At 42.4% G+C, this 23,480-nt stretch carries 20 protein-coding genes and 1 riboswitch; of the genes, 9 read left to right on the top strand and 11 right to left on the bottom strand.

Annotation, left to right across the window (positions count from 1 at the left end; all coding sequences use genetic code 11):
• Positions 1-50: 50 nt before the first annotated feature.
• The 4 genes from Q0Z55_RS03345 to trpA are packed head-to-tail and all read right to left on the bottom strand — an operon-like array spanning position 51 to position 3,989.
• Positions 51-1,013, bottom strand: coding sequence for an SPOR domain-containing protein (locus Q0Z55_RS03345; protein ID WP_297424148.1), 963 nt, complete (start codon positions 1,011-1,013; stop codon positions 51-53).
• Positions 1,010-2,296: a bifunctional tetrahydrofolate synthase/dihydrofolate synthase gene (gene folC / locus Q0Z55_RS03340; protein ID WP_297424124.1), complete on the bottom strand. Its 1,287-nt coding sequence runs from the start codon at positions 2,294-2,296 to the stop codon at positions 1,010-1,012. Before folC ends, Q0Z55_RS03345 begins: the two co-directional genes overlap by 4 nt.
• A complete protein-coding gene (gene accD / locus Q0Z55_RS03335) occupies positions 2,293-3,189 on the bottom strand; it encodes an acetyl-CoA carboxylase, carboxyltransferase subunit beta (protein ID WP_297424122.1) in 897 nt (298 codons plus the stop codon). The genes folC and accD overlap by 4 nt, the downstream gene beginning before the upstream one ends.
• Positions 3,186-3,989 carry a tryptophan synthase subunit alpha gene (trpA, locus tag Q0Z55_RS03330; RefSeq protein WP_297424119.1) on the bottom strand — a complete coding sequence of 268 codons (804 nt, stop codon included), beginning with the start codon at positions 3,987-3,989 and terminating at the stop codon, positions 3,186-3,188. Before trpA ends, accD begins: the two co-directional genes overlap by 4 nt.
• Before the next feature lie 365 nt (positions 3,990-4,354).
• On the opposite strand from trpA, the gene Q0Z55_RS03325 reads away from it, so the two are divergent.
• Positions 4,355-5,686 (top strand): Na+/H+ antiporter NhaC family protein, encoded by a 1,332-nt coding sequence (locus Q0Z55_RS03325; RefSeq protein ID WP_297424116.1) that lies wholly within the window; start codon positions 4,355-4,357, stop codon positions 5,684-5,686.
• A 31-nt stretch (positions 5,687-5,717) separates the two neighbouring features.
• Here the strand turns inward: Q0Z55_RS03325 and Q0Z55_RS03320 are convergent, their stop codons facing one another.
• The 4 genes from Q0Z55_RS03320 to Q0Z55_RS03305 form a co-directional block, all read right to left on the bottom strand.
• The gene (locus tag Q0Z55_RS03320) at positions 5,718-6,704 is read right to left on the bottom strand and encodes a DUF2804 domain-containing protein (protein WP_297424113.1); all 987 of its coding nucleotides are present in this window, start codon (positions 6,702-6,704) and stop codon (positions 5,718-5,720) included.
• A gap of 133 nt (positions 6,705-6,837) precedes the next feature.
• Positions 6,838-7,350: a DUF1543 domain-containing protein gene (locus Q0Z55_RS03315; RefSeq protein WP_297424110.1), complete on the bottom strand. Its 513-nt coding sequence runs from the start codon at positions 7,348-7,350 to the stop codon at positions 6,838-6,840.
• A gap of 178 nt (positions 7,351-7,528) precedes the next feature.
• Positions 7,529-8,758 carry a tryptophan synthase subunit beta gene (trpB, locus tag Q0Z55_RS03310; protein ID WP_297424107.1) on the bottom strand — a complete coding sequence of 410 codons (1,230 nt, stop codon included), beginning with the start codon at positions 8,756-8,758 and terminating at the stop codon, positions 7,529-7,531.
• Entirely contained in the window at positions 8,742-9,383 is a 642-nt protein-coding gene (locus Q0Z55_RS03305) for a phosphoribosylanthranilate isomerase (protein ID WP_297424104.1), read from the bottom strand. The genes trpB and Q0Z55_RS03305 overlap by 17 nt, the downstream gene beginning before the upstream one ends.
• Before the next feature lie 145 nt (positions 9,384-9,528).
• A riboswitch (cobalamin riboswitch) is annotated at positions 9,529-9,738 on the top strand.
• A 38-nt stretch (positions 9,739-9,776) separates the two neighbouring features.
• Between Q0Z55_RS03305 and Q0Z55_RS03300 the strand changes: the two genes are divergently transcribed.
• The 3 genes from Q0Z55_RS03300 to Q0Z55_RS03290 all read left to right on the top strand — a co-directional run bounded on the left by Q0Z55_RS03300 (position 9,777) and on the right by Q0Z55_RS03290 (position 13,118).
• Positions 9,777-11,597: a TonB-dependent receptor gene (locus Q0Z55_RS03300; RefSeq protein ID WP_297424102.1), complete on the top strand. Its 1,821-nt coding sequence runs from the start codon at positions 9,777-9,779 to the stop codon at positions 11,595-11,597.
• A 95-nt stretch (positions 11,598-11,692) separates the two neighbouring features.
• Positions 11,693-12,277 carry a cob(I)yrinic acid a,c-diamide adenosyltransferase gene (locus Q0Z55_RS03295; RefSeq protein ID WP_297424099.1) on the top strand — a complete coding sequence of 195 codons (585 nt, stop codon included), beginning with the start codon at positions 11,693-11,695 and terminating at the stop codon, positions 12,275-12,277.
• A 127-nt stretch (positions 12,278-12,404) separates the two neighbouring features.
• On the top strand, positions 12,405-13,118 hold the full coding sequence (locus tag Q0Z55_RS03290; protein WP_297424096.1) for a glycerophosphodiester phosphodiesterase: 714 nt from the start codon (positions 12,405-12,407) through the stop codon (positions 13,116-13,118).
• Positions 13,119-13,147: 29 nt separating this feature from the next.
• On the opposite strand, the gene Q0Z55_RS03285 is transcribed toward Q0Z55_RS03290, so the two are convergent.
• A complete protein-coding gene (locus Q0Z55_RS03285; protein ID WP_297424094.1) occupies positions 13,148-13,645 on the bottom strand; it encodes an META domain-containing protein in 498 nt (165 codons plus the stop codon).
• A gap of 176 nt (positions 13,646-13,821) precedes the next feature.
• On the opposite strand from Q0Z55_RS03285, the gene Q0Z55_RS03280 reads away from it, so the two are divergent.
• Both Q0Z55_RS03280 and Q0Z55_RS03275 read left to right on the top strand, forming a co-directional pair.
• Entirely contained in the window at positions 13,822-14,985 is a 1,164-nt protein-coding gene (locus Q0Z55_RS03280) for an acyl-CoA desaturase (protein ID WP_297424092.1), read from the top strand.
• A gap of 69 nt (positions 14,986-15,054) precedes the next feature.
• The gene (locus Q0Z55_RS03275; protein WP_297424090.1) at positions 15,055-16,500 is read left to right on the top strand and encodes a protein adenylyltransferase SelO family protein; all 1,446 of its coding nucleotides are present in this window, start codon (positions 15,055-15,057) and stop codon (positions 16,498-16,500) included.
• Between the two features lie 57 nt (positions 16,501-16,557).
• On the opposite strand, the gene Q0Z55_RS03270 is transcribed toward Q0Z55_RS03275, so the two are convergent.
• Both Q0Z55_RS03270 and baeS read right to left on the bottom strand, forming a co-directional pair.
• A complete protein-coding gene (locus Q0Z55_RS03270) occupies positions 16,558-17,244 on the bottom strand; it encodes a response regulator (RefSeq protein WP_297424088.1) in 687 nt (228 codons plus the stop codon).
• A 5-nt stretch (positions 17,245-17,249) separates the two neighbouring features.
• Complete coding sequence (gene baeS, locus Q0Z55_RS03265; RefSeq protein ID WP_297424086.1) at positions 17,250-18,881, bottom strand: sensor histidine kinase efflux regulator BaeS; 1,632 nt, start codon at positions 18,879-18,881, stop codon at positions 17,250-17,252.
• A gap of 129 nt (positions 18,882-19,010) precedes the next feature.
• Here baeS and Q0Z55_RS03260 point away from each other — a divergent pair, with 129 nt between their 5' ends.
• The 3 genes from Q0Z55_RS03260 (at position 19,011) to Q0Z55_RS03250 (ending at position 23,453) form a co-directional block, all read left to right on the top strand.
• Positions 19,011-19,517 carry a hypothetical protein gene (locus tag Q0Z55_RS03260; protein ID WP_297424084.1) on the top strand — a complete coding sequence of 169 codons (507 nt, stop codon included), beginning with the start codon at positions 19,011-19,013 and terminating at the stop codon, positions 19,515-19,517.
• Positions 19,518-19,784: 267 nt separating this feature from the next.
• Positions 19,785-21,569: an acyl-CoA dehydrogenase C-terminal domain-containing protein gene (locus Q0Z55_RS03255; RefSeq protein ID WP_297424082.1), complete on the top strand. Its 1,785-nt coding sequence runs from the start codon at positions 19,785-19,787 to the stop codon at positions 21,567-21,569.
• 102 nt (positions 21,570-21,671) lie between these two features.
• Complete coding sequence (locus Q0Z55_RS03250) at positions 21,672-23,453, top strand: acyl-CoA dehydrogenase C-terminal domain-containing protein (protein WP_297424080.1); 1,782 nt, start codon at positions 21,672-21,674, stop codon at positions 23,451-23,453.
• Positions 23,454-23,480: the final 27 nt, after the last annotated feature.

Below are 23,480 nucleotides of genomic sequence, written 5' to 3'. Positions count from 1 at the left end.
AAAGGACTCATCCATGATGGATGAATCCTTAACTGAAAGACCATGCTTATTTAGCGCTGATCTAATGGTACCCAATCAATCACCCAAGCAGATTTAGTATTTAAGCTAGGATCCGAGTTGACCTTTTTACGCAAATCATCAGCAGCTTCACGGTCTTTAGCAGGACCGACCATAATCCTTACCCCTTTTGAGGTTGGACTTTTGGTGACTTTATAGCCTTGCGCACTTAATTTGGCTGCTATGGCATCTGCATTGGCTTGGTTGGCCGCTAATGCAACTTGTACCATCCATTTGCCATTTGGTTTACCTTCTTTTTTACTCTCAGCTTTTTTCGCTTCTTCGGCTTTGCGCTTTTCTTCTGCCTTACGTTTTTCCTCAGCTTTTTTAGCCTCTTCGGCTTTACGCTTCTCTTCCGCTTTTTTGGCATCATCAGCTTTACGTTTTTCTTCGGCTTTTTTGGCTTCTTCGGCCTTACGCTTTTCTTCGGCTTTTTTATCAGCTTCTAGCTTGCGTTTTTCTTCGGCTGTCTGCTCAGCAGTTTTTTTCTCTGCTTGGGCTTTTTTAGCCTCTTCGGCTAAACGTTTTTGCTTGGCTTTATCATCTTCCACCAATTCAGGTGGAATATTGTCTGAACTTTGCTGACTGGCACGATGTGCATTTAAAGCGGCATATTCTTCAGCTGCTTTACGTGCAGCTTCAGCTTCAGCCTGTTGTTGCATGGCCAAAAACTCAGCTGCACGCGCTTCTTGCTCTGCTACAGCTTGCTCACGGGCACGGCGTTGTTCTGCCAACAAGCGCTGTTCTGTGGCTACATCAACGGTTAAAGGTTGCAGTTGCACCACCGGCTCGGCATCATTTGGCATGCTTGGCTTTTGTTGCACTTGTTCCACTAAATCTGAGCTACGAATATTGTTTTGGTGGATTTCTTCTTTGCCTTTAAGCAACAGTGCCGCTAACAGCACACCCCCACCAAGTAAAACAACACCACCCATTAAGCGTTGTTTGTTATTCATTGACATTCTTGCAAATACTCCCATACCGCTTCTAAGGTATGAAATGAACCACATACCAAAATCAGCTGATTATTGTTTGTTTCATCGAGCGCTGATTTAAAAGCTAATTTTACACTGTCAAAATGCTGCACGTTGTTAAACCTAAGTGCCGTATCTAATTGCGCTAAAGGCGCGGCACGTGGCACATCAAGTGCTGCAATTTTCCACAAAGCGATATGATCTTTCAACAGTTCTGTGACAGATTGAATGTCTTTATCGGTCAACATTGAAAAAACACTGACCACTTCAGCGTATTGCGGGTGATGCACGCGGTATTGTTTTAATTGTTTAAGTAAAAATTCAACGCCATGTGGATTGTGACCGGCATCAAAAATCACGGTTTTACCTTGAATTTGACGTACTTCAAAACGACCTTGCAATTTAGCGTTTTGAATGCCTTCACTTAAAGCTGCATGAGTGATGTTCAAATTGCTGGCCAATACAGCCGCAACCGCTGTTGAAATATTATCAAGTGCTAAAGCACCTGTAGGTAATTTTAAAGTGGTGGCACTTGAGGCAAAATTCCATGTTTGCGCGTTGTCATCCATAGAATAAAAATAATCACGATTGAGTGCATAAAGCTCTGCATGACATTCTTTTGCTTTATCGGCAATCGCTTGAGGTAATTCTTGCTGACCGCCAAAAACGACAGGAATATTGGCACGTATAATACCGGCTTTTTCAAAGGCAATTTTTTCAATCGTATCGCCTAACCAATCGGTGTGATCTAAACCAATATTGGTAAGCACTGCTACATTAGGATTGACCACATTGACCACATCTAGACGTCCACCTAAGCCGACTTCTAACACCCAAACATCGCAATTTTTATGCTTAAAAATCACAAACGCCGCAAGTGTGGTGGCCTCAAAAAAAGAAAGGCTTAAACCACATTCACGGCGTGCTTGATCCACTTGTACAAATGCTTGCACCAAACTTTGATCATCAACTTCTACACCACCTAATTTAACCCGCTCATTAAAACGGTAAATATGCGGTGATTGATAAAGACCCACATCATAGCCAGCTGCTTTTAAAATTGCAGCTAAAGTGGTGGTGGTGGAGCCTTTACCATTGGTGCCCGCCACGGTAAACACTGTGGCCTGTGGATTAACCACGCCGAGCTTTTCAGCCACGGGAATCACGCGTTCTAAGCCTAAATCTATACCGGTGACGTGAACATGGCCCCAATAATCGAGCCATGTTGCTAAAGAATCTGTTGCAAGTGGAGCTTGTGTGTTCAAGGTAAGTTCATTAATTTCGTAACGATGCGATATACAGTATCACGTAATGCATGACGATGAACAATTTGATCGACTACACCATGCTCAAGTAAATACTCAGCACGTTGGAATGGTTCTTGTAAGGTCTCACGTACCGTTTGCTCAATTACACGTTTACCTGCAAAACCAATCATGGCTTTAGGTTCAGCAATATGCACATCACCAAGCATGGCTAAAGATGCCGTTACACCACCATAAACTGGATGCGTTAACACCACGATATACGGTAAACCTGCATCTTTAAGGCGTTGAATGGCGGCTGAGGTACGTGCCATTTGCATTAAAGACAACATGCCTTCTTGCATACGTGCGCCACCAGAAGCTGCAAAGCACACCAAGGCTTGACGATCTTGAATGGCTTTTTCAGCAGCTTGAACAAAACGGTCACCTACGACAGTTCCCATTGAACCACCCATAAAGTCAAACTCAAAGGCACAAGCGATCATTGGCAAGTTTTTTACTAAGCCTTGCATCACCACTAAAGCTTCAGTTTCACCAGTTTTCTTTTGCGCTTCAGCCATACGATCTGGATAGGCTTTGCTATCAACAAAATTGAGTGGGTCTTTGGCTTGGAATTCTTGACCGAGTTCAGTTTGCACTTGATCAAAGAACCAAGTTAAACGCTCACGCGCTTTCATACGCAAATGTTCATCACATTGTGGGCACACATAGGCATTAAATGCCATGGCAGTACGGGTCACTAAAGCATGACATTCAGTACACTCAACCGTAGGTTCAGTCGATGTTGCTTTAAAGGTTTGTTGTTCATCGGGAAGATGGATACCTGGTACACCGCGCTCAGTCCACGGCGTCGATGGGCTAAGAACTTTCCCTGCTTTCACTTGTTGATTCATACTAACTCATCGAGCGCAGCTCGAAGCTCCTTGACTTTATTAACCGTTTCAATCACGGCTTGTTCTGGCGCTAAAGTGGCAAATTGTTTCACAAAAGCACTGCCCACAATCACCGCATCTGCGGCAACGCCCATAGCTTTGGCTGAGGCAGCATCGCTGATACCAAAACCTACACCTACAGGAACATCAGTGATGGCTTTAATTTTTTCAATACGATTTGCAGCTTCCGAGACATCTAAAGTAGCCGCCCCTGTCACCCCTTTTAATGACACATAGTAAATAAAACCACGTGCATGTTGCGCTACATAAGCAATACGTTCATCCGTTGAAGTCGGTGCAAGTAAGAAAATTTGATCCATGTCGTATTTTTTTAATACAGCATTAAAATCATCCGCTTCTTCTGGTGGTAAATCCACCAACAATACGCCGTCTACACCACACTCATGCGCTGTTGCGACAAACTGTTCATAGCCAATCACTTCTACAGGATTTAAATAACCCATTAACACCACAGGTGTGCTGCTGTCTTTTTCACGAAATGCTTTGACCATATTCAACGCATCCAAGGTATTGGTCCCGCCTGCTAAAGCACGCTCAGCGGCCAAAGCAATCACGGGACCATCGGCCATTGGATCGGAAAATGGTAAACCCAATTCAATCACATCTACGCCTGCGTCCACCATCTGATGTAATAAATCAACAGTGACTTCGGGATGCGGATCTCCGGCCATCACATAAGAAACTAAAGCTTTTTGCTGTTGTGATTTCAGCTTGGCAAATCGGCTGGCTAAACGTGACATAGGGTTGTACTTTCCTTGAGTATTTAAACGGAGGCTTAGGTTTTGTATGAATACAAGACACAAGCATTGTAACGCTATTTTTTACTGCTTGGGTAGCGTACTTAAGGTACACATACACGAGGTGTTTTTGGGGTTTTTCATCAGAACAAACCTATGTGCTACATTTACTAATATTTGCTTTTTTTTCTCAATGATCAAAGATGCCTAATTTTAGCTTTTAAAAAATTGCCTTGATTTCAATCAACTGGGCCGAATTTATAAAAATCTCATATAAAAAGCCAAGTTAGCATTTACATTTAAATTTGCAGCAAATAGCAAAAGCTGTTTTATACTAGGCATATTCTTGTATATTTTTTTATCTCCCTATGACCTCCCAAACCATCTCGGCAGTGCCAGCACGTATGTTGGCACTGTTACCACTTATTGTTTTTTTAGCCATTTTTTTAGGTAGTGGCATTTATCACAGCCTCATTGGCTCTGAATTTGCCTTCTACCAAATGAAAGCACCCGTTGCTGCTATTCCTGCGTTAATTTTGGCTGTGTTGTTATATCGCGGTCCCATTAATGAAGGGATTGAAACCTTACTCAAAGGCGCCAGCCATCCCAATTTAATTTTAATGTTTATGGTGTTTATGTTGGCAGGAGCCTTTGCCAGCGTCAGTAGTGCCATTGGTAGCGTAGACGCCACAGTACAATTGGGCTTGTCGATGATTCCGCCCAGCTTTGTGTTACCTATGCTATTTTTAATTGCTGCATTTATTGCCACCGCGATGGGCACCTCAATGGGAACCATTGCCGCTTGTGCGCCAATTGCTTTTGGTTTTTCACAAGCCATCGACATTGCGGCAGTTTATGCCATTGGTGCTGTGGTTGGCGGAGCGATGTTTGGGGATAATTTATCCATGATTTCAGACACCACCATTGCGGCCACCACCAGCCAAAAAGTGCAACTTCGCGATAAGTTTCGGGTCAATGTATGGATTGCTGTGCCTGCAGCCTTGGCGACTATGCTGATTTACTTTTTCTTAAGTCAATCGTCTAATGCACTTGAATATAAAGACTTTAATGCATGGTTAATTGTGCCTTATGTGGCAGTATTTGCTTTAGCTTTTAGCCGTTTGCATGTGTTGGCTGTACTCACGATTGGTGTATTGCTGTCTGCGTTGATGGGTTTGTTGATCCAACCTGATTTAGATATCTTTAAAATTAACAATGCTGCCTACGACGGTTTTGTCGGGATGTTTGAAGTGGCCTTGTTATCGATGTTTTTAGGCGGCTTATCAGCGCTGATGCAACGTGAAGGTGGCTTACAATGGCTGATTGAACGCATTTATCAACTGACTAGTGCTTTTAAAGTCGGACGTCAACGTGCCGGTGAAATTGGGATTAGTTTGTTGGTGGTGTTTGCCAATTTATTTGTCGCCAACAATACTGTTGCGATTATTTTATCTGGCGATATGGCACGTGAAGTGGCTAAAGAATATGGGGTTGACCCAAAACGTGCCGCAGCCTTAATGGACATTTTTTCATGTGTGATTCAAGGTTTAATTCCTTATGGTGCACAACTTTTATTGGCCTGCTCAATTGCCAAGATGTCCCCGGTGGAATTGATTAGTAGTGTGTATTATTGCTGGGTGTTGGCGATTTTTGCAAGCATCGCCATTGTGCTACGTTATCCACGTTTAAAAACAGCTTAAAAAAAGCGACCTTCGGGTCGCTTTTTTGGCTTTAAAGTTTACGCGCATGTTGCTCAAAAATGCCATATTCGACATTTAAAGTAATCATGCGCTGATTGATTGTAATTTGCCCACTGATTTTGCTTTGCCATTGTTTAAATTGACTACTGCTAAAACGGAAATTAACTTTTTCTGAGCGTGACCATGTATTTTCAATGCGTAGCTCTATACCTGTATCTTGACTACGTACTTGCCAAGCACCATCATCTAGCTGCTGAAATATCACCTCGCCCAAAGGATAGAGCACACCATCTAACCATAGACTGTTGTCAGTACTGGCATGCTCGCCTTGGCTTAAGCTTAAACCGACCCGATGCTGGCCTTGCCACCAAAAATTACAGCTTAACCAAAACCATGTGGTTTCAGCTTTAAAAAAGCCACAGGTGTCATCTAAACTGGCAAAGGTTTTGGCATTAAATTGAATCGCTTTGGACTGTTTATCCAAAAAATAACCTTCACAGCCTAAAGTCGTCAGCTTTTGGGTATATAACCAGCCATGTTGCCCCACAGCATGACAAGTACTCAAGGGATCAGTCCCTGCGCAAAAAATACGTGCGCTTAGTTTAATTTCACCATATTTGCTAACACGGATATAACGCACGCCATTGGCATGATCAATAGTCAACTCAAATGGTGATTTATGAAAATGGCTTTGATTAAATAAGGGTTGTTCATCAAGTTGCGTGTTGCGTGCCAACAAGGTAGAGCCTTGCCATTCAAGTACTTCACCGCTTTGATGATCATAGACATAAATCAGTCCATAACCTGCCCATGCCAAATCGGCAATGGCAATGCCAATACTATAATGCTGATGCTGAATACTACAAAATTTAAATTTTTTATATTTTAAACGCTTACGCCAACCGAGTAATTCAACGCCTTGCTCTGTTTTATATTGCACTGCTTGATAGTCGATCCGAGTGGGAATCGCGTTAAAACGGCCATACTGCGGCTGTCCATTGGACTGAATTAGATCCATTTTCCCCACTCACTTAAAGACCGCTGATCTTGGTCTGTATTATGCCTATAAAATTTCAACTGCATAGCGTTTGATGTCAATTTTACGACCCAAATAACCGATTGCCTTTTGCCACAAATACCAACATTACAGCTTAATCCAAGCTTAAATAGGTGTTTTCCCAGTGATTTCTGCTAAATTCACCTTCAACAAGTTGCACATAACGTCCATATACGTGATCGATGGCTAAGCAATCATCGACATCTAAGACCCGATCGGTATGTTGTTTTTGCCAATGTTGTGCAAAATATTGTTTGCCACGTTGCTTGGCCACCATGGCATTTTGTGCCACCACCAATATATAACGATGTAATTCACCAAATTCTTGAGCGCTATAACCGCCTAAATTAATTAAATACAGTTTAGCGTCGCTTTGCTTAGGTGCTGCATCGGTGAATTGTATTTGATAGTGTTTATCGTCAAACACCACACCATGAATTTGCGCCCATGCATCAATATGTAAACCTTTTTGTTCACCAAACCATGCTTGTTTTAACTGTGGGTAAGTCTCTTGTAGATTTTCACCCAACGCCAACACCACATCATGTACTTCGGTATTGGCACGTGCATGCCGACCACCGAGCATCACAATAAATAAACTGGGCATAGATTCCATCCATGGCAATCAAAGACTTCTTATCATACCGAGCCAAAAGGCAACTGTCGCCCAAACACGTCTCTTTTTTAAGACTTTATTTTTATAAATAAAAAATCGCACCCAATATCTTGAATGCGACTTTCTATTACAATCCTAACCCCTCAATCATAAGAAGGCGTTGAGGATGCTACATCTCCACCATTTCTACGCCATCAATGCGTGCCACAGTCATTAAATCTTTATCACCACGACCTGATACGTTGGCAATGATAATTTGATCTTTAGACATGGTTGGCGCAAGTTTAGTGACATAGGCCATGGCATGTGAGCTTTCAAGTGCCGGAATAATGCCTTCAATTTGGGTTAAATCACGGAAGCCTTGTAATGCTTCCGTGTCAGTAATTGGCATATATTCAACACGTTGCATATCCTTTAAGAAGCTATGCTCAGGACCTACACCCGGATAATCCAAACCAGCTGAAATTGAATGCGTTTCAATGATCTGACCTTGAGCATCTGACATTAAATACGTACGGTTACCGTGTAGTACACCCACGTGACCTGCATTTAAAGGTGCTGAGTGTTTACCAGTTTCAATACCATGACCTGCCGCTTCTACCCCATACATTTTGACATCTTGGTCATTTAAGAATGGATAGAATAAGCCCATGGCATTTGAACCACCGCCCACACAAGCCACCAGTGCATCAGGTAAACGACCAGCTTGTTCTTGAATTTGACGACGTGCTTCACGACCAATAATGGATTGGAAATCACGTACCAATTGCGGATATGGATGTGGACCTGCCACCGTACCAATCACATAATAGGTGCTATCAACATTGGTCACCCAATCGCGCATCGCTTCGTTCATGGCATCTTTTAAGGTTTTTGAGCCACTTTCTACCGGTACAACTGTCGCACCCAATAAACGCATACGATATACGTTCATGGCTTGACGTTTCACGTCATCTGCGCCCATATACACCACACATTCTAAGCCTAAACGTGCTGCAATGGTTGCCGTTGCTACACCATGCTGACCTGCACCGGTTTCAGCAATAATACGCTTTTTACCCGACAATTTTGCCAATAAAGCCTGACCAATGGTGTTATTCACTTTATGTGAACCGGTATGGTTTAAGTCTTCACGTTTGAGGTAAATCTGCGCACCACCAAGGTGCTTCGACCATCGCTCAGCATAATATAAAGGACTAGGACGACCTACATAGTAGGCGAGATCACGGTCGAATTCTGCCAAAAACTGTGCATCATCTTTCATACGGAAATAGAGTTGCTCTAAATCCTGTAATGCTGCCATTAAAGTTTCTGACACAAAACGTCCGCCATGGATACCGAAATGCCCACGCGCATCGGGGAATTGGGTATAGTCAATCACATTATTTTGCTGATCCACGATGGACTCCTTGCATAAAGTGTTCAATGAGTTGTCGGTCTTTAATACCTTTTGCGGACTCTACGCCTCCGCTGACATCCACCGCATAAGCGCGGGTGATTTCAATAGCGTGTGTAACATTGTCAGGAGTTAGACCTCCTGCCAAGATTAAAGGAATATCGAGTTTTGGGAATTTTGTCCAGTCAAATGCATGGCCTGTACCACCTTTTAAGGTCGGATGCCATGCATCAAGTAACATGGCACTGGCACCACAAGCTTGGTAACGCTGCACCACAGCGGCAAGATCCATATCAGCTTTAACTTGAATGGCTTTATACCAACGTCGCCCTGTGGCTTTGGCTATGGCTTGGCAATGTTCTGGGCTTTCATCACCATGAAACTGTAAAACATCTAAAGGCACTGCTTGTAAAGTGGCTTGAATTTCTTCAAGCGAGCTATTTACAAACAAACCCACCAATTGCACATAAGCGGGCGTGGCTTGAGCCAATTCAACCGCTTGGGCAATCGTGACGCTTCGAGGACTGGGTGGATAAAACACCAAACCAATCGCATCGGCACCGCTGTCAACCACAGCTTGGATGTCTTGGCATCGGGTAATTCCACAGATTTTGGCACGCGTTCGCATATATTGTTCTGGCTAACTCATCCTGATTTATAGCCAATCTATAAATTCTAAAGAATGGCATTGTAAAGCAATTTTTTGATGTTGCGTAAAGTTCATACCGATTATTCTGTGGGTTGATTGTTTAATTGATAGGCTAACTTTATACTGCGCACAACTTGCAGTAAGTCCAAGCTTAAGCTTTAGGGAAGCTGGTGTAAATCCAGCACTGCCCCCGCAACGGTAAAAAATGAAACGCCTATCTATTTAAATCCAATTGATTTACGCCACTGCATATTTTATGTGGGAAGGTGAATAGGCAAGTAGATTGATCTACTACATTTAAGTCCGGATACCTGCTTACTGCGTTCTATCACTCAATCATTCACGGGGAAGTGAATGTATGGAGCATTTATCATGTCAATTTCTTTTCAACCTACTGCCTTAGTAGGTGCAATCGCGCTTGCGTTGGGTAGTACATCCACTGCTTATGCCAATCAACCCACGACTGCAACAACTGCTTTAGATACTATTGTGGTCACTGCCTCACGTAGTGAACAAAATCTTAAAGATGTACCTGCACGTTTAAATGTGATTGATGAAAAAACCATTCAACAATCACCTATTGCTGATTTACCTTCACTTTTAACCCAACAAGCCGGACTATCAGTTAAGCAACTTGGTGGCTACGGTCAACAAGCTTCAGTTTTTTTACGTGGTAGCAATGCCGCGCACACCTTAATTTTACAAGATGGTATGCGCTCTAATACAGCAACTGTTGCAGGTACCAATTTACATTTAATTGATAGTGCAGACATTAAGCAAATTGAAATTCTAAAAGGTCCTGCATCGGTACAGTATGGTACTGATGCGATTGGTGGTGTCATTCAACTGATTTCACAGACACCCACAACACATGGTGCATTTACCAGTATCGAGCTGGGTGAAAATAGCACCTATAAATCAATTGTGGGAGTTGATGCTGCTGAAAATGGCTATTACGCCCAAATTCGTGGACAACGCCTAGAAACAGATGGTGAGCAAATTATTAGTAACCAAGCAAAAAAAGCAGGTTTCGATCAAAAAGGCTACTCAGCGAAGCTAGGCGTTGATCAAGACAACTTTGGATTGTCCGCTGAATTTAAAGAAAATGAAGGTCACGGCGACTATTTCTCTTATGGTGCAGCACAGGCTTATGATTTTACCAATCGCCTTTACAACCTCAAAGGCAATCTCAAGCTCAATCCAAATTTAGTCTGGGAAACACGTCTATCCAAATTTGAAGATGAATACGCAGTTGTACAAAGTGATTACCCATCTACTGTGATCACTGAACAAGAAGAACTTGATTCTAATATTCAATGGCAAATCAATTCTGCACATAAACTACTTGCAGGCGTGCATTACAACAAAACCAAAGCTGAAAGTGTCAATACCTTTAAAGATGACAACGACAGCACGGGCTATTATGTACAGCACCAATATCAAAATGATGTCATCAGCACTCAAGCAGGTGTTCGCGTTGAAGATAATCAGCAATTTGGCACCCATACTGTGGGACAAGTTGCTGCTCGCTATCAGTTGAGTCCTGCATCGAGTATTTATGCCAATGTTGGTACAGCATTTCGCGCCCCTGTTGTGGGACAGATTATTAGCGAACCCGTTTGGTGGGGTGGTAATCCTGACCTAAAACCAGAAGAAAGTGTATCTTATGAGATTGGTTTTGATCATTTGATCAATCCATCAGTAAGCTTATACGGTTCTGCTTTTCACACCCAAGTCGACAATGTCATGGTTTCAGGTGCATTAACCAATTGGGTATTTGAAAACATGGGCAGTGCAACCTTTAATGGTGCCGAACTGGGTTTAAAATGGACACAAAATGACTTCTATGCCAACGCTGAATATGCCTATATTCAAGCCAAAAATGATGATGAAGATAAAGATTTGCCAAATCGCCCACGCCAAAATTTCAATCTAAGCTTGGGTTGGGATAATGGTCACTATGGTGCATCTACATCTTTAGTGGCCAAAGGCAAAGCTCAAGATAGTCTCGATGTTCCGGGCTATGCAGCGATTGACATGAATGCCTATTGGCAAGTCAATCCTCATTTAAAAACCTTTGTGAATATTCGTAATGTCGGTGACACCCACTACAAAACTGCAGTGAATGATGCCACGTCTTATTATATTGCCAGCGGTCGCTTAGCTTCTATTGGTATGACTGTAAAATACTAAGCCAAGCACATTTTAAATAAATACTTTTGAGAATCATGTCATGGCTATGGCATGATTCTTTTTTATATTCAAGATTTACACACCAAGGAATTGTGATGGGACACCGTTTAAGTAAAATTTATACCCGTACCGGCGATGCAGGTACCACAGGTTTAGGTGATGGCTCACGCGTTGCCAAAGATGATTTACGCATTGAAGCACTGGGTGATGTAGATGAGCTCAACTCGAGTATTGGCTTGTTACGTGCCCAAATTACCCTGAGTGATTTAAGCGCGGAACACAAAACCAAGTGGGATAAATCGTTAAGCTTAATTCAACACTGGTTATTTGATTTAGGCGGTGAAGTCTGTATTCCAAACTTCAATTTAGTACAGCCTGTAGCAATTGAATATTTAGAAAATGACATTGATGAAATGAACGAAGCATTACCGATGCTTAAAGATTTCATTTTACCTGCGGGCAGTTTAGCCTGTAGTTTTGCACATCAAGCCCGTAGTGTCTGCCGCCGTGCCGAGCGTCGCTTAATGGCCGTACATAACCGCGATCAAAATATTCAAGCACCATCCTTACAATTGCTCAATCGTTTATCCGATTGGTTATTTGTGGCATCTCGTACCCTGCAACTACAAAGCGGTGGCAATGAAGTATTATGGCAAAAAAATATTAACGACACCATCTAAGCATTCAACTGCAAAACAGCTTATCCGATCATTCTTGCAATTGAGGATGATCGGTGCAAAATGGCGTCATCTTTTTGTCACCTTATTTTCTGACAATGATGTTGTGCTTTTGTGTAAGAGACTTGTTATGCGCATAATTGGTCATCGCGGTGCGCGTGGCGAAGCGCCTGAAAATACCCTTGGTGGTTTTCAATATATTCAAGACTTAGGTTTACGTGCGGTCGAATTTGACGTGCGCCAACTTAAAGATCAAGCTCTAATTGTCATGCATGATGATCAAATGCTCCGTACCACAGGACAACACAAATACCTGTATGAGTGTAGTCGCCAAGATTTAGCGCCTTATAATCATGCTGTGACATGGTCCTCATGGAATCAGTTTGAACCTACGCCCTTACTTCAACAAACCTTAGATGTGATTGATAACTTTGAGCATATTGAGGTTGAAGTCAAAGCGGTGGAGTGTGCCGACACAGCATGGCAAATCACCCAAACTCTGCAACAGCAATTACAAGGCTTTGAACACTGCGCCATGATCACCAGTTTTGATCACAAAATTCATCAAGCTTTACAGCAACAACATTCAACCTTTAAACGTGGTTTATTAATTGAAGACGCGCGCGGCGAACAAGCCATTCAAGATGCGCTTGAGTTGGGTTGTTGTCAGATTGGTTGGATGGATGAATTGGCAACCGATGACCTAATTCACGCCACGCAACAGGCACAATTAAGCATTAGTGTATGGACAGTCAATGAGATTGAGCGTGCCAAATATTTACGTGATTTAGGCGTACAAGGCTTAATTACCGACTATCCTGCACGCATGTTACAGCATCTATAAAAAAGCCCTGAGTGCAGGGCTGAAGTGGCTTACTTTTTAGCTACAACTAGCGAACGTCCAGCTTGATCAAGCAAAATTAATTGCCGATTGCTCAGTTGATAACGTGCCACGCGTGCTAAGGCTTGGGCAAGTTCTGCTTCTTGTGCCAAGGCCTGATCACAACTTTGATGACCCGCTTTGGCATCTAAAGTTAAGCTCTTTTGGCTGTGATTTAAGCTATAGCGCCCTTGCATGACATTACAGCCTGTATGACCTTCCAGACGTTGTCCTTGTGAGTTTAATTTTAAAGTTGGCATTTGGCGGTAACTACGCGCTGCTTGTCCTGCAATATGGGTAATCTGCCAAGTCATATCTTGCAGCCCATCTTGACTTACACTGAGCTTTAATGGTCGCTCTTGGCGGCTTAAATCTTGAGAGCTTACACTGCGTTGAGACGTCGTTTGACAAGCCACCAGTGGCACTATGCATGCACCTAACAAACTGATTTTAAATAGTTTCACATACGCTTGAAGTGATAGATAAATCATATACGCTTCCCTTTTATACTATTGTTTTTATTCAAAAAAATTAGATTGATTTTCTGTTACTGTTTCCTACAATACGATCGTATAATAATACTAGAGTCGGCGTATTTGCTCATGTTAATATGCCTGATATATACACCTATTTGGGTGAACCGCTGGTCCTAGGAGCGTTGTTGGAGATGAATCCTCCCCTACCCCAAGCCCCGATTAACTGGGTTGCCGTTTTTGCTTTAGTTTTTTTACCGATTGTTGCTGTTATTGCCATTCCTTTATACGCCATGAACCATGATTTTAGCCTTGCCGCTTGGATCAGTATGTTTGTGTTGTTAGGGGTCAGCAGTTTAGGCATTACAGCAGGTTATCACCGTTTATGGGCACATCGTGCTTATGAAGCGACTACACCATTAAAAATTATTTTAATGCTGATGGGAACCTTTGCGGTACAAAATAGTATTTTATATTGGGGTTCAGGTCACCGTACCCATCACCGTCACGTCGATGACGTCGAAAAAGACCCATATTCCATTAACAATGGTTTTTGGTATGCCCATTTAGGTTGGATGCTACGCGATTATCCTGCCGCAGAACCCAACTATAAAAATGCACCTGATTTACAAAACGATAAAATCGTGATGTTTCAGCATAAATACTATGTGCCTTTAGTGATTGCAGTGCATGCTGCCATTTTATTGCCACTGGGTTGGGCAGTCGGTGATGTGTGGGGCGTAGTATTATTGGGTGGTTTAGTGCGCTTAATTTTAAGCCATCATGTGACATTTTTTATTAACTCATTGTGTCATATGTGGGGTTCACGTCCTTATACCGACGAAAACACTGCACGTGATAACTTTTGGTTGGCGATTGCGACATGGGGTGAGGGTTATCATAACTATCACCATATTTTCCAGTACGACTACCGTAATGGAGTGAAATGGTGGCAATACGACCCAACCAAATGGCTGATTTGGAGCTGTTCTAAGTTAGGTTTAGCTAAAAATTTACGTCGTATTCCAAGCTTTAATATTAAAAAAGCTGAATTGGCCATGAAGTTTAAATATGCAGAACAAGATTTAGCAGTCTATGGTCATAATATGACTGAAGATATTGCTCAAGCCAAACAACGTCTTGCTCAAGAATATGATGCGTTTAGTCAAACCTTAAATGATTGGACCAAGCTTAAAGAGCAAGAAATCCAACATAAAAAGCTTGCGGTTGCTGAAAAAATCCATCAAATGGATGACAAACTCAAAGCCGAGTTTCATCAGGTGGAACAACGCTTAGTACAGCATCGTGAGGCGCTCAATCGCCTGATGCGTAGCTTAAAAAAGAATAGCGCTGCTTAAACCATAAAGCCCCAAAATCGGGGCTTTTGTTTGCTATAGTGAAGCTTAAAATATTTGAGTCTTTGGTCTATGCAGTTTCAAGTTCGCTACCCGACATTAAATCCTAAGCTTTATCATCATCAACAGCCTGTGCCTTTACATGGCGCTAAAGCAGGTCATTTTAATGCCGCTTTAGCCGAACAGCTCAATTGGTCAGCACAAGATAAAAACGATTGGGTGGCAATTTGTAGTGGGCAAAAAACCTTTAGCGAATTTAACCCATTGGCGATGGTGTATGCGGGTCATCAATTTGGACAATGGGCAGGTCAATTGGGCGATGGACGTGGCTTATTGATTGCTCAAATTATTGATCGAGATGGAAAAACCATAGATTTACACTTAAAAGGTGCAGGTTTAACCCCCTACTCACGCATGGGCGATGGCCGTGCCGTGTTGCGTTCAACCATTCGTGAATATTTAGCCGGACATGCCTTAAATGCTTTAGGGATTGCTGCAAGCAATGCAGTAGGTTTTACCTCATCCGATCAAGGTGTACAACGTGAAAAATTAGAACGTGGTGCAATGCTACTGCGTACTTCAGATTGTCATATTCGTTTAGGACATTTTGAGTGGATCAATCAGTATCAACCTGAGTTATTGGGTGAATTTACGCAACAATGTATCAAATGGCATTATCCTGAATGTTTAAATGAGGCAGAGCCAATTTTAGCCTTTGCCAAAGCGGTGATTGAACGTACTGCCTTGATGATTAGCGGGTGGCAGTTGGTGGGCTTTGCGCATGGGGTGATGAATACCGATAACTTAAATATTACAGGTTCAACGCTCGATTTTGGCCCATATGGTTTTATGGAACGTTTCCGCCCTAATTGGATTAATAACCATTCAGACCATCATGGCCGTTATACCTATCAAAATCAACCGAGTATGGGACATTGGAATTTATGGACATGGCTCAATAATCTTGTGCCACTTTGCCCTAGCCACTACGATAAAGAACAATGGAAAAATGATTTAGTTGCCTGCTTAGAACACTTTGAACCCTGCTTTTTAGCGCATTACAAAACAGGTCTATGTGAAAAAATGGGCTTACCTAGTTTCCATAAAGACAGCTTTGATTGTGCCATGGCATTTTTACGCATTTTACAAAGCGAACAACTCGACTACACGCAAAGTTTTGTTCGCTTACAAAACCAAGACTACACGGCGCTGATTGATGATTGCTTAGATCGTCGTCAATTTGAAAGTTTCTTAAGCCATTATCAGCATATTCGTGAACATCAAGATACCGAGGCCTTAGATCAACGCATGAGCGAAGTGAATCCGCAATATATTTTGCGTAACCATATGGCGCAAAAAGCGATTGAGATGGCTGAGGGTAATGATTTTTCTGAAGTCGATCGTCTATTTAACCTACTCAGTACACCATTTCGCAAACAGCCGGAATTAGAGCGTGCTGAAGACTTAGCTCCATTATCCAGTGATGTGCCTGAGGTCATGGTGAGCTGTTCATCTTAAATCAAAACCGATAACACAAGAATAAAAAAGCGAATCTCTCGATTCGCTTGTCTTTAATTAATTGTCGGGATACTCAAAACGGTAACCGACGCCATAGACTGCCTGAATCCATTCATGACGGTTGCCTGTTTCAGCAGCATCAGAAATCTTACGACGTAGATTTTTAATATGGCTATCAATCACGCGATCTGCCACATCAAAACTGTCAGGATTAATATGATCAAGTAGCTGCGCACGTGAATAGACTTGCCCCACATGCTCTAAAAATAATTCTAATAAACGAAACTCAGTTGGAGTTAAGTTCAGCGGTTTTTGTTGATACCAAATGCGTTGTTGGCCTTTGTCCATACGAAATAGGCTATTTTGTTCAGGCTCTGCTTTACGCTCTAAACGACGTAATACTGCTTGCACGCGAGCCACCAGTTCTTTAGGACTAAATGGTTTACAGACATAATCATCTGCACCCATATTTAAACCCAAAACACGGTCAATTTCTTCGGTGCGGGCTGTGGTCATAATAATGGGTAAATCAGATTGCTCACGCACCTTACGGCAAATGGTTAAACCATCCATACGTGGCACCATTAAATCTAAAATCAGCAAATGCGGCTTACGTTGTAAAAAGCTGTCATAGGCTTGTTGTCCATCATGAAACATACTGACTTCAAAGCCTGCTGCTTCTAAATAGTCACGCACCAATTGCGCTAACTCTACTTCATCTTCTACCAGCATAATATGTTTCATGTTGCTTATCCTTGTGTGTGGGATGTTTTTGGAAAAGTGAGCTTGCAACGCAAACCACCTAAAGGTGAATGTTCAAAAGTTAATTGCCCGCCTAAGGCATGTGCAATTTGTTTGGAGAGTGCCAAACCTAAGCCCGTGCCACCGGTAGAGCGGGTACGTGAATCATCAACACGATAAAAACGCTCGCCTAAACGCACTAACTGCGCATCGGTTAAGCCAAATGGCGTATCGTCCACATACACTGTCCAATCCTGTGCACTTTCGTGGCAATGAATCTGCACTTCACCGCCTGCTTCGGTATAACGTAAACTGTTGCCAATTAAATTGACCATAATTTGTTTAAAACGATCCACATCTAACTGTAGTTGAATATCGTGGCCTGTAGCAGTGATCTTTAAATAGGCTTGATCAAAACTCGGTTTAAAGTTTTCAACTTCTTGCTCTATCACTTGCCAAGGATTGACCGAACTCATATAAACGCTTAGCTGCTGTGCATCGGCTTGAGCCAAATCCGCTAAATCTTGGGTAAGTTTTTTCAAACTACTGACCTGACGCAACATCGCATCTAAATGCTCAGGTGTGGCTTTACGAATGCCATCTTGCATGGCTTCAATTTGTGCCTGTAAAACCGCAAGTGGTGTTTTCAGCTCATGAGATGTATCGGCCACCCATTGACGTCTTGAGGTTTCATGTTGATCTAAAATCAGCGCCAATTGATTGAGCTGAGTTGATAAATCACCCAATTCATCATTCCGATTGACCACCACTTGATGCTGATAATTGCCTTTAGTCAGCTCACGTGTACCCTTCACCAAGCGTTGAATAGGGGTTTTAAAATAAGTGGCTAATAACAATGCCACGATTAAACTGGCTAAAAACCCTAAGGCATACACTAAAAATAAATAGCGTTTTTGATTGCTAAAGAAATTAATACTTAAAGCATCATCTTGCTCAAGGACTGGTTTTAAGGCCAAGTAACCCACGACTTTTTGATTGACTAAAATTGGACGCCATGAAGTTTGCGCAGGTGATGGTTCACCAACAATAAATTGCTTTTTGGCATCATACAGCCCTAAACGTGTACCTAACCCTAGACGATCAGGCATCGAAATAAACTGTTTTTTGCCCTGATTGTTTTGCTGTTGTTCAGCACGAAAACTGCCGATATTTAACGGAAAAGTTAGACCCTCAAATGGCACATACGCGGAAGGTAAATTCAGTTCAATACGACGTAATTCCTCAGGATCGATCACTTGATTGGCAGCATCCTCTTTTAAACTCGATGCCACATTCATTAAAGTGTGTTCTTCAAAATAGCGTTGCTGTTGGGCAATATCATATTGACGACGTAACCACCAACGCGACAGACGGTCATAATCATCGGGTCCTGCTTCACCTTCAATTTGCAAAATTTGGGCTTGGATGGCATTGCCCCAATCGTGATGCATACTATAGACATCACTTAGATTGCTGACCAATAAATCCAGCTTTTGCATTTCAACGTCGGCGACATATTTGGCAAAGTTTTTTTGCATGGTCCAATGCAATACGCCAAGGCTCACTGTGGTAATTAACAATGAAGCCAATAAAACAGTTAAAAATAGGCGTAAGGCGATGGGAACGCGAAGAATGTTCACAGCATGCTCTCAAAAATCGGGGCAAAGTTATTGTAACCAACAGCATCACAAAAAACTCTCCATTGTTTCTTCATCTTTATTATTTAATCTTTATCACAAGATAAAACTGTATTTTTAGGGGAAATCAGCATGAAAAAAATCTTAATTGCCAGCGGTGTCGTGGTTAGTGCACTCGTATTAACTGCTTGTCAATCACAAAGCACTGTACAAAAACCAAAACCTGAACGTATGATGAAACATCAACACGAGCGTATGGGTAAACATCATGCCCAACGTGGGATGCAACATGCGATGGCAAAAGCCTGTCAAGGCAAAGCCGCTGGCGATAAGGTAGAAGTTGCTTTGGGCAAACGTACCTTACAAGGTCAATGTGAAATGGTGTTTATGCCAAAACGTGACCAAAACTTAAAATCAAACTATAAAATGACGCGACCTGCTGCACCAGTGACAGGTGTACTCACAGATACCAAACGTGCTGAAATGGTCAAGCAATTTGATTTACGTTTAGCCCAACAGCAAGCCATTCAAACGGCATGTCAAGGCAAAACTGTGGGGCAAAATGTTGAACTTAAATTTGCTGAAAAAAGTATCAGCGGTCAATGTGTATTAAAGTTTAAGCCACAACAAGCCGCTTAAATTTTGATTGCTTGAAAGACGCCTTAATGGCGTCTTTTTTGATTTAACACAACTGTCACTAAAATGGCCTATATATCGATTTAAATTGACTTAGAATTTTGATGAATCAAGCACACATTGCGCGCCAATATTTTTCTTTGACTTTTCAGTCATGAATTCGACTAGCTGATTTTTTGCGTCTTAGTATATAAAACCAACAACATAAAATTATTCATCCAACATAAAAAAGTGGGACATTTTTTGTACCTACACGAGGGAGAGCAGCACATGCCACACTATCAAGCACCATTACGTGATATGCAATTTGTCCTGCATGAGGTCTTAAATGCCGAGCAGCATTATGCTGCGTTACCTGCCTTTGAAGATATGGTCACAAAAGAACTGATTGATCAGTATTTACAAGCTGCCGCAGACTTTTGTGAGCATGAGTTGTCACCTTTAAACTCAGTGGGTGATCGTGAAGGGTGCACATGGAGCGATGGTGTGGTAAGCACCCCAACTGGCTTTAAAGCTGCTTATCAAAAATATATCGAGCTTGGTTTTCCCTCTTTAGCGGCTGATCCTGAATATGGCGGTCAAGGCTTACCCAATTCATTAGGCATTACCATTTCAGAGATGGTCGGTACTGCCAATTGGGCGTGGAGCATGTATCCGGGACTCTCTCACGGCGCAGTACGCACTTTAGAACACCACGGTTCTGAGCAACAAAAAGCCACCTACTTACCCAAACTCGTTTCTGGTGAATGGACAGGTACCATGTGTCTGACTGAATCACATGCAGGCTCAGATTTAGGCATTATTCGTACTAAGGCTGAACCCAATGCAGATGGCAGCTATGCCATCAGTGGTGAGAAAATATTTATTTCAGCCGGTGAACACGATATGTCTGACAACATCATTCATATTGTATTAGCACGCTTACCTAATGCACCTCAAGGCACCAAAGGTATATCCTTATTCATTGTGCCGAAACTCATAGAAGGTCAAGCGAATGGCGTGCGTTGTGGCTCAATTGAACATAAAATGGGGATTCATGGTAATGCCACTTGTGTGATCAATTTTGATGCAGCAAAAGGCTATTTAATTGGTCCTGAGCATCGTGGTTTAAACTGTATGTTTACCTTTATGAACACCGCACGTATTGGCACTGCTGTGCAAGGCTTAGCCGCAGCCGAAGGTTCTTTCCAAGGTGCGCTACGTTATGCCAAAGAGCGTTTAGCCATGCGCTCACTTTCAGGCATTAAAGCACCAGATCAAGACGCTGACCCGATTATTGTACATCCTGCTGTGCGTCAAATGCTGCTCACTCAAAAAGCCTTTGCTGAAGGTGGGCGTGCTTTAATTTATGACTTAGCGCAATATGCTGATTTAGTGGAAAAATCACCAGATGCCGCCACACGTGAAAAAGCCGATCATATTTTGTCGCTCCTTACGCCAATTGCCAAAGCTTTCTTAACCGAAACTGGTTATGAAGCTGCCAATAAAGGCGTACAAGTCTTTGGTGGACACGGTTTTATTGCCGAGCATGGCATGGAACAAATTGTACGTGATACCCGTATTGCTTGCTTATATGAAGGCACTACCGAAATTCAAGCCATTGATTTACTTGGTCGTAAAGTCTTAGGTTCAAAAGGTAAATTGCTGCAAGATTTTGCCGAAGTTATGCAAAGCTTTATCGATACACAGCAAGATCAAGCCAACATGCAAGAATTTATTCGGCCTTTAAGCGATTGGATGAAAAAATTAGGCCAAGTGACAAAAAGCATTGCACAACGTGCTGAACAAAATCCAGATGAAGTTGGTGCAGCTGCGTTCGACTATCTGTATTTTGCAGGCTATGTGACCTTGGCCTATTATTGGGCACGTATGGCCGCCACTGCACAACATGCCTTAAATCACGGTAGCAATGACACAGCTTTTTATCAGGCCAAAATCTGCACAGCGCAATTTTACTTTGATAAATTGTTGCCGCGTGTAAATGCGCACATTGCCATAATTGATACTGGTGCTGAATCTTTAATGCAATTGGACGCTGATGCTTTTGCTTTTTAATTGATATTTGTTGATGTTGAGGGGACACGCATTGCAATGGGTGTCCCTTTTGTTTATAAAAAGTACAAAAGATTATGAATATAACAATCAAGTGAGTCGATCATGCCAATCTATAATGCCCCCCTTGCCGATATGCAGTTTATTCTCAATGATGTTTTTAACGCCTCTGCGTTTTGGCAACAACATCCTAAACTTGCACACCTAGATAGCGCTACCGCCAATGCCATCTTAGAAGAAATGGCGAAATTTAGTCAAAATGTTACGCTGCCGCTTAACCGTAGTGGTGATGAACACGGCGCACAATTTAATGCTGGTACTGTAACGACACCTGAAGGTTTTAAAGCAGCCTTTGAACAATACGCACAAGGCGGTTGGTTAGGTTTAGGTGCCGATGAAGAATGGGGCGGTCAAGGCATGCCTAAAATGCTCACTGTACTGAGCGATGAGATGCTGTTTGCCACCAATCCATCTTTTACCCTGTATTCTTTACTCTCGGTTGGAGCAGGTTTGGCTTTGGCTAGTTATGCGTCACAACAGCAAAAACAAACTTATTTGCCTAAAATGTATAGCGGTGAATGGGCAGGCACCATGTGTTTAACCGAACCGCATGCCGGCACCGATTTAGGCATCATTAAGACCAAAGCTGAAAAAAATAGCGATGGTTCTTATAACATCACAGGTACTAAAATTTTTATTACCGGTGGTGAACATGATCTGACCGAAAATATTATTCATCTTGTTTTAGCCAAAACTCCCGATGCACCTGCCGGTTCACGCGGAATTTCCTTATTTATTGTGCCGAAAATCATGGTCAATGAGGACGGTTCTTTAGGCCAGCGAAATGGCGTACACGCAGGTTCAATTGAACATAAAATGGGAATTAAAGCTTCAGCCACATGCGTCATGAATTTTGATGCTGCCAAAGGCTTTTTGGTGGGTCAAGAAAATGAAGGCTTAGCCGCGATGTTTGTGATGATGAATTACGAACGTTTGTCCATGGGAATTCAAGGTTTAGGCGCATCTGAATTTGCTTATCAAAATGCCGCACAATACGCCACAGACCGCTTACAAGGACGTAGTGCTGAAGGGGTCAAATCCCCTGATCAGCCTGCCGATTCAATTTTAGTGCATGCTGACGTACGCCGTATGCTGCTGAATACTCGCGTCAATAACGAAGCCTCACGTGCTTTTGCAGTGTATGTGGCACAGCAATTAGATATCACGAAGTTTTCCAATGACCCAGAAGCAGTACGCGCTGCCAATGATCGGGTTGCCCTACTCACCCCAATTGCCAAGGCCTATTTAACCGACACCGCATTTCAAGCGGTGCTGGATGCACAAATGTGTTTTGGAGGACATGGCTACATTCGTGAATGGGGAATGGAGCAATGTGTACGTGATTTACGTATTGCACAAATTTATGAAGGCACCAATGGCATTCAGTCGCAGGACTTAATTGGTCGTAAAACCATTAAATGTGAAGGCGCTTATTTAAAAGCCTATATTGATGAAATTCGTGACTTTGCCAACCAAATGGATGCCGAACTCAATTTCATTAAAGATGCCACTTTAGATGCAGCCACAGAACTTGAATCGGTCACTCAATTTATTTTAGAAGCAGCACAGGAAAATCCAAACTTTGCCAATGCAGTTGCAGTAGATTATTTACATGCGCTTGGCTTACTCAGCTTTAGCTATATGTTTGCCCGTATTGCCGAAGCTGCACAAGACAAATCGACACCGTTTTATCAAGCTAAAATTAATTTGGCCATTTATTTTGTGCAACGCGTGTTACCTGAGCTGCCTATGCGGATCAGTAAAATTAAAGCAGGTGCTGACGTGATTATGCGCTTTAGTCCTGAATACTTTACCCAACAAGCCTAAACCTTAAAAATACCTGCTTTATGCAGG

Source organism: uncultured Acinetobacter sp. (genome assembly GCF_947626835.1).
Classification (GTDB): Bacteria; Pseudomonadota; Gammaproteobacteria; order Pseudomonadales; family Moraxellaceae; genus Acinetobacter.
This window is presented reverse-complemented; position numbering and strand designations above follow the sequence as displayed.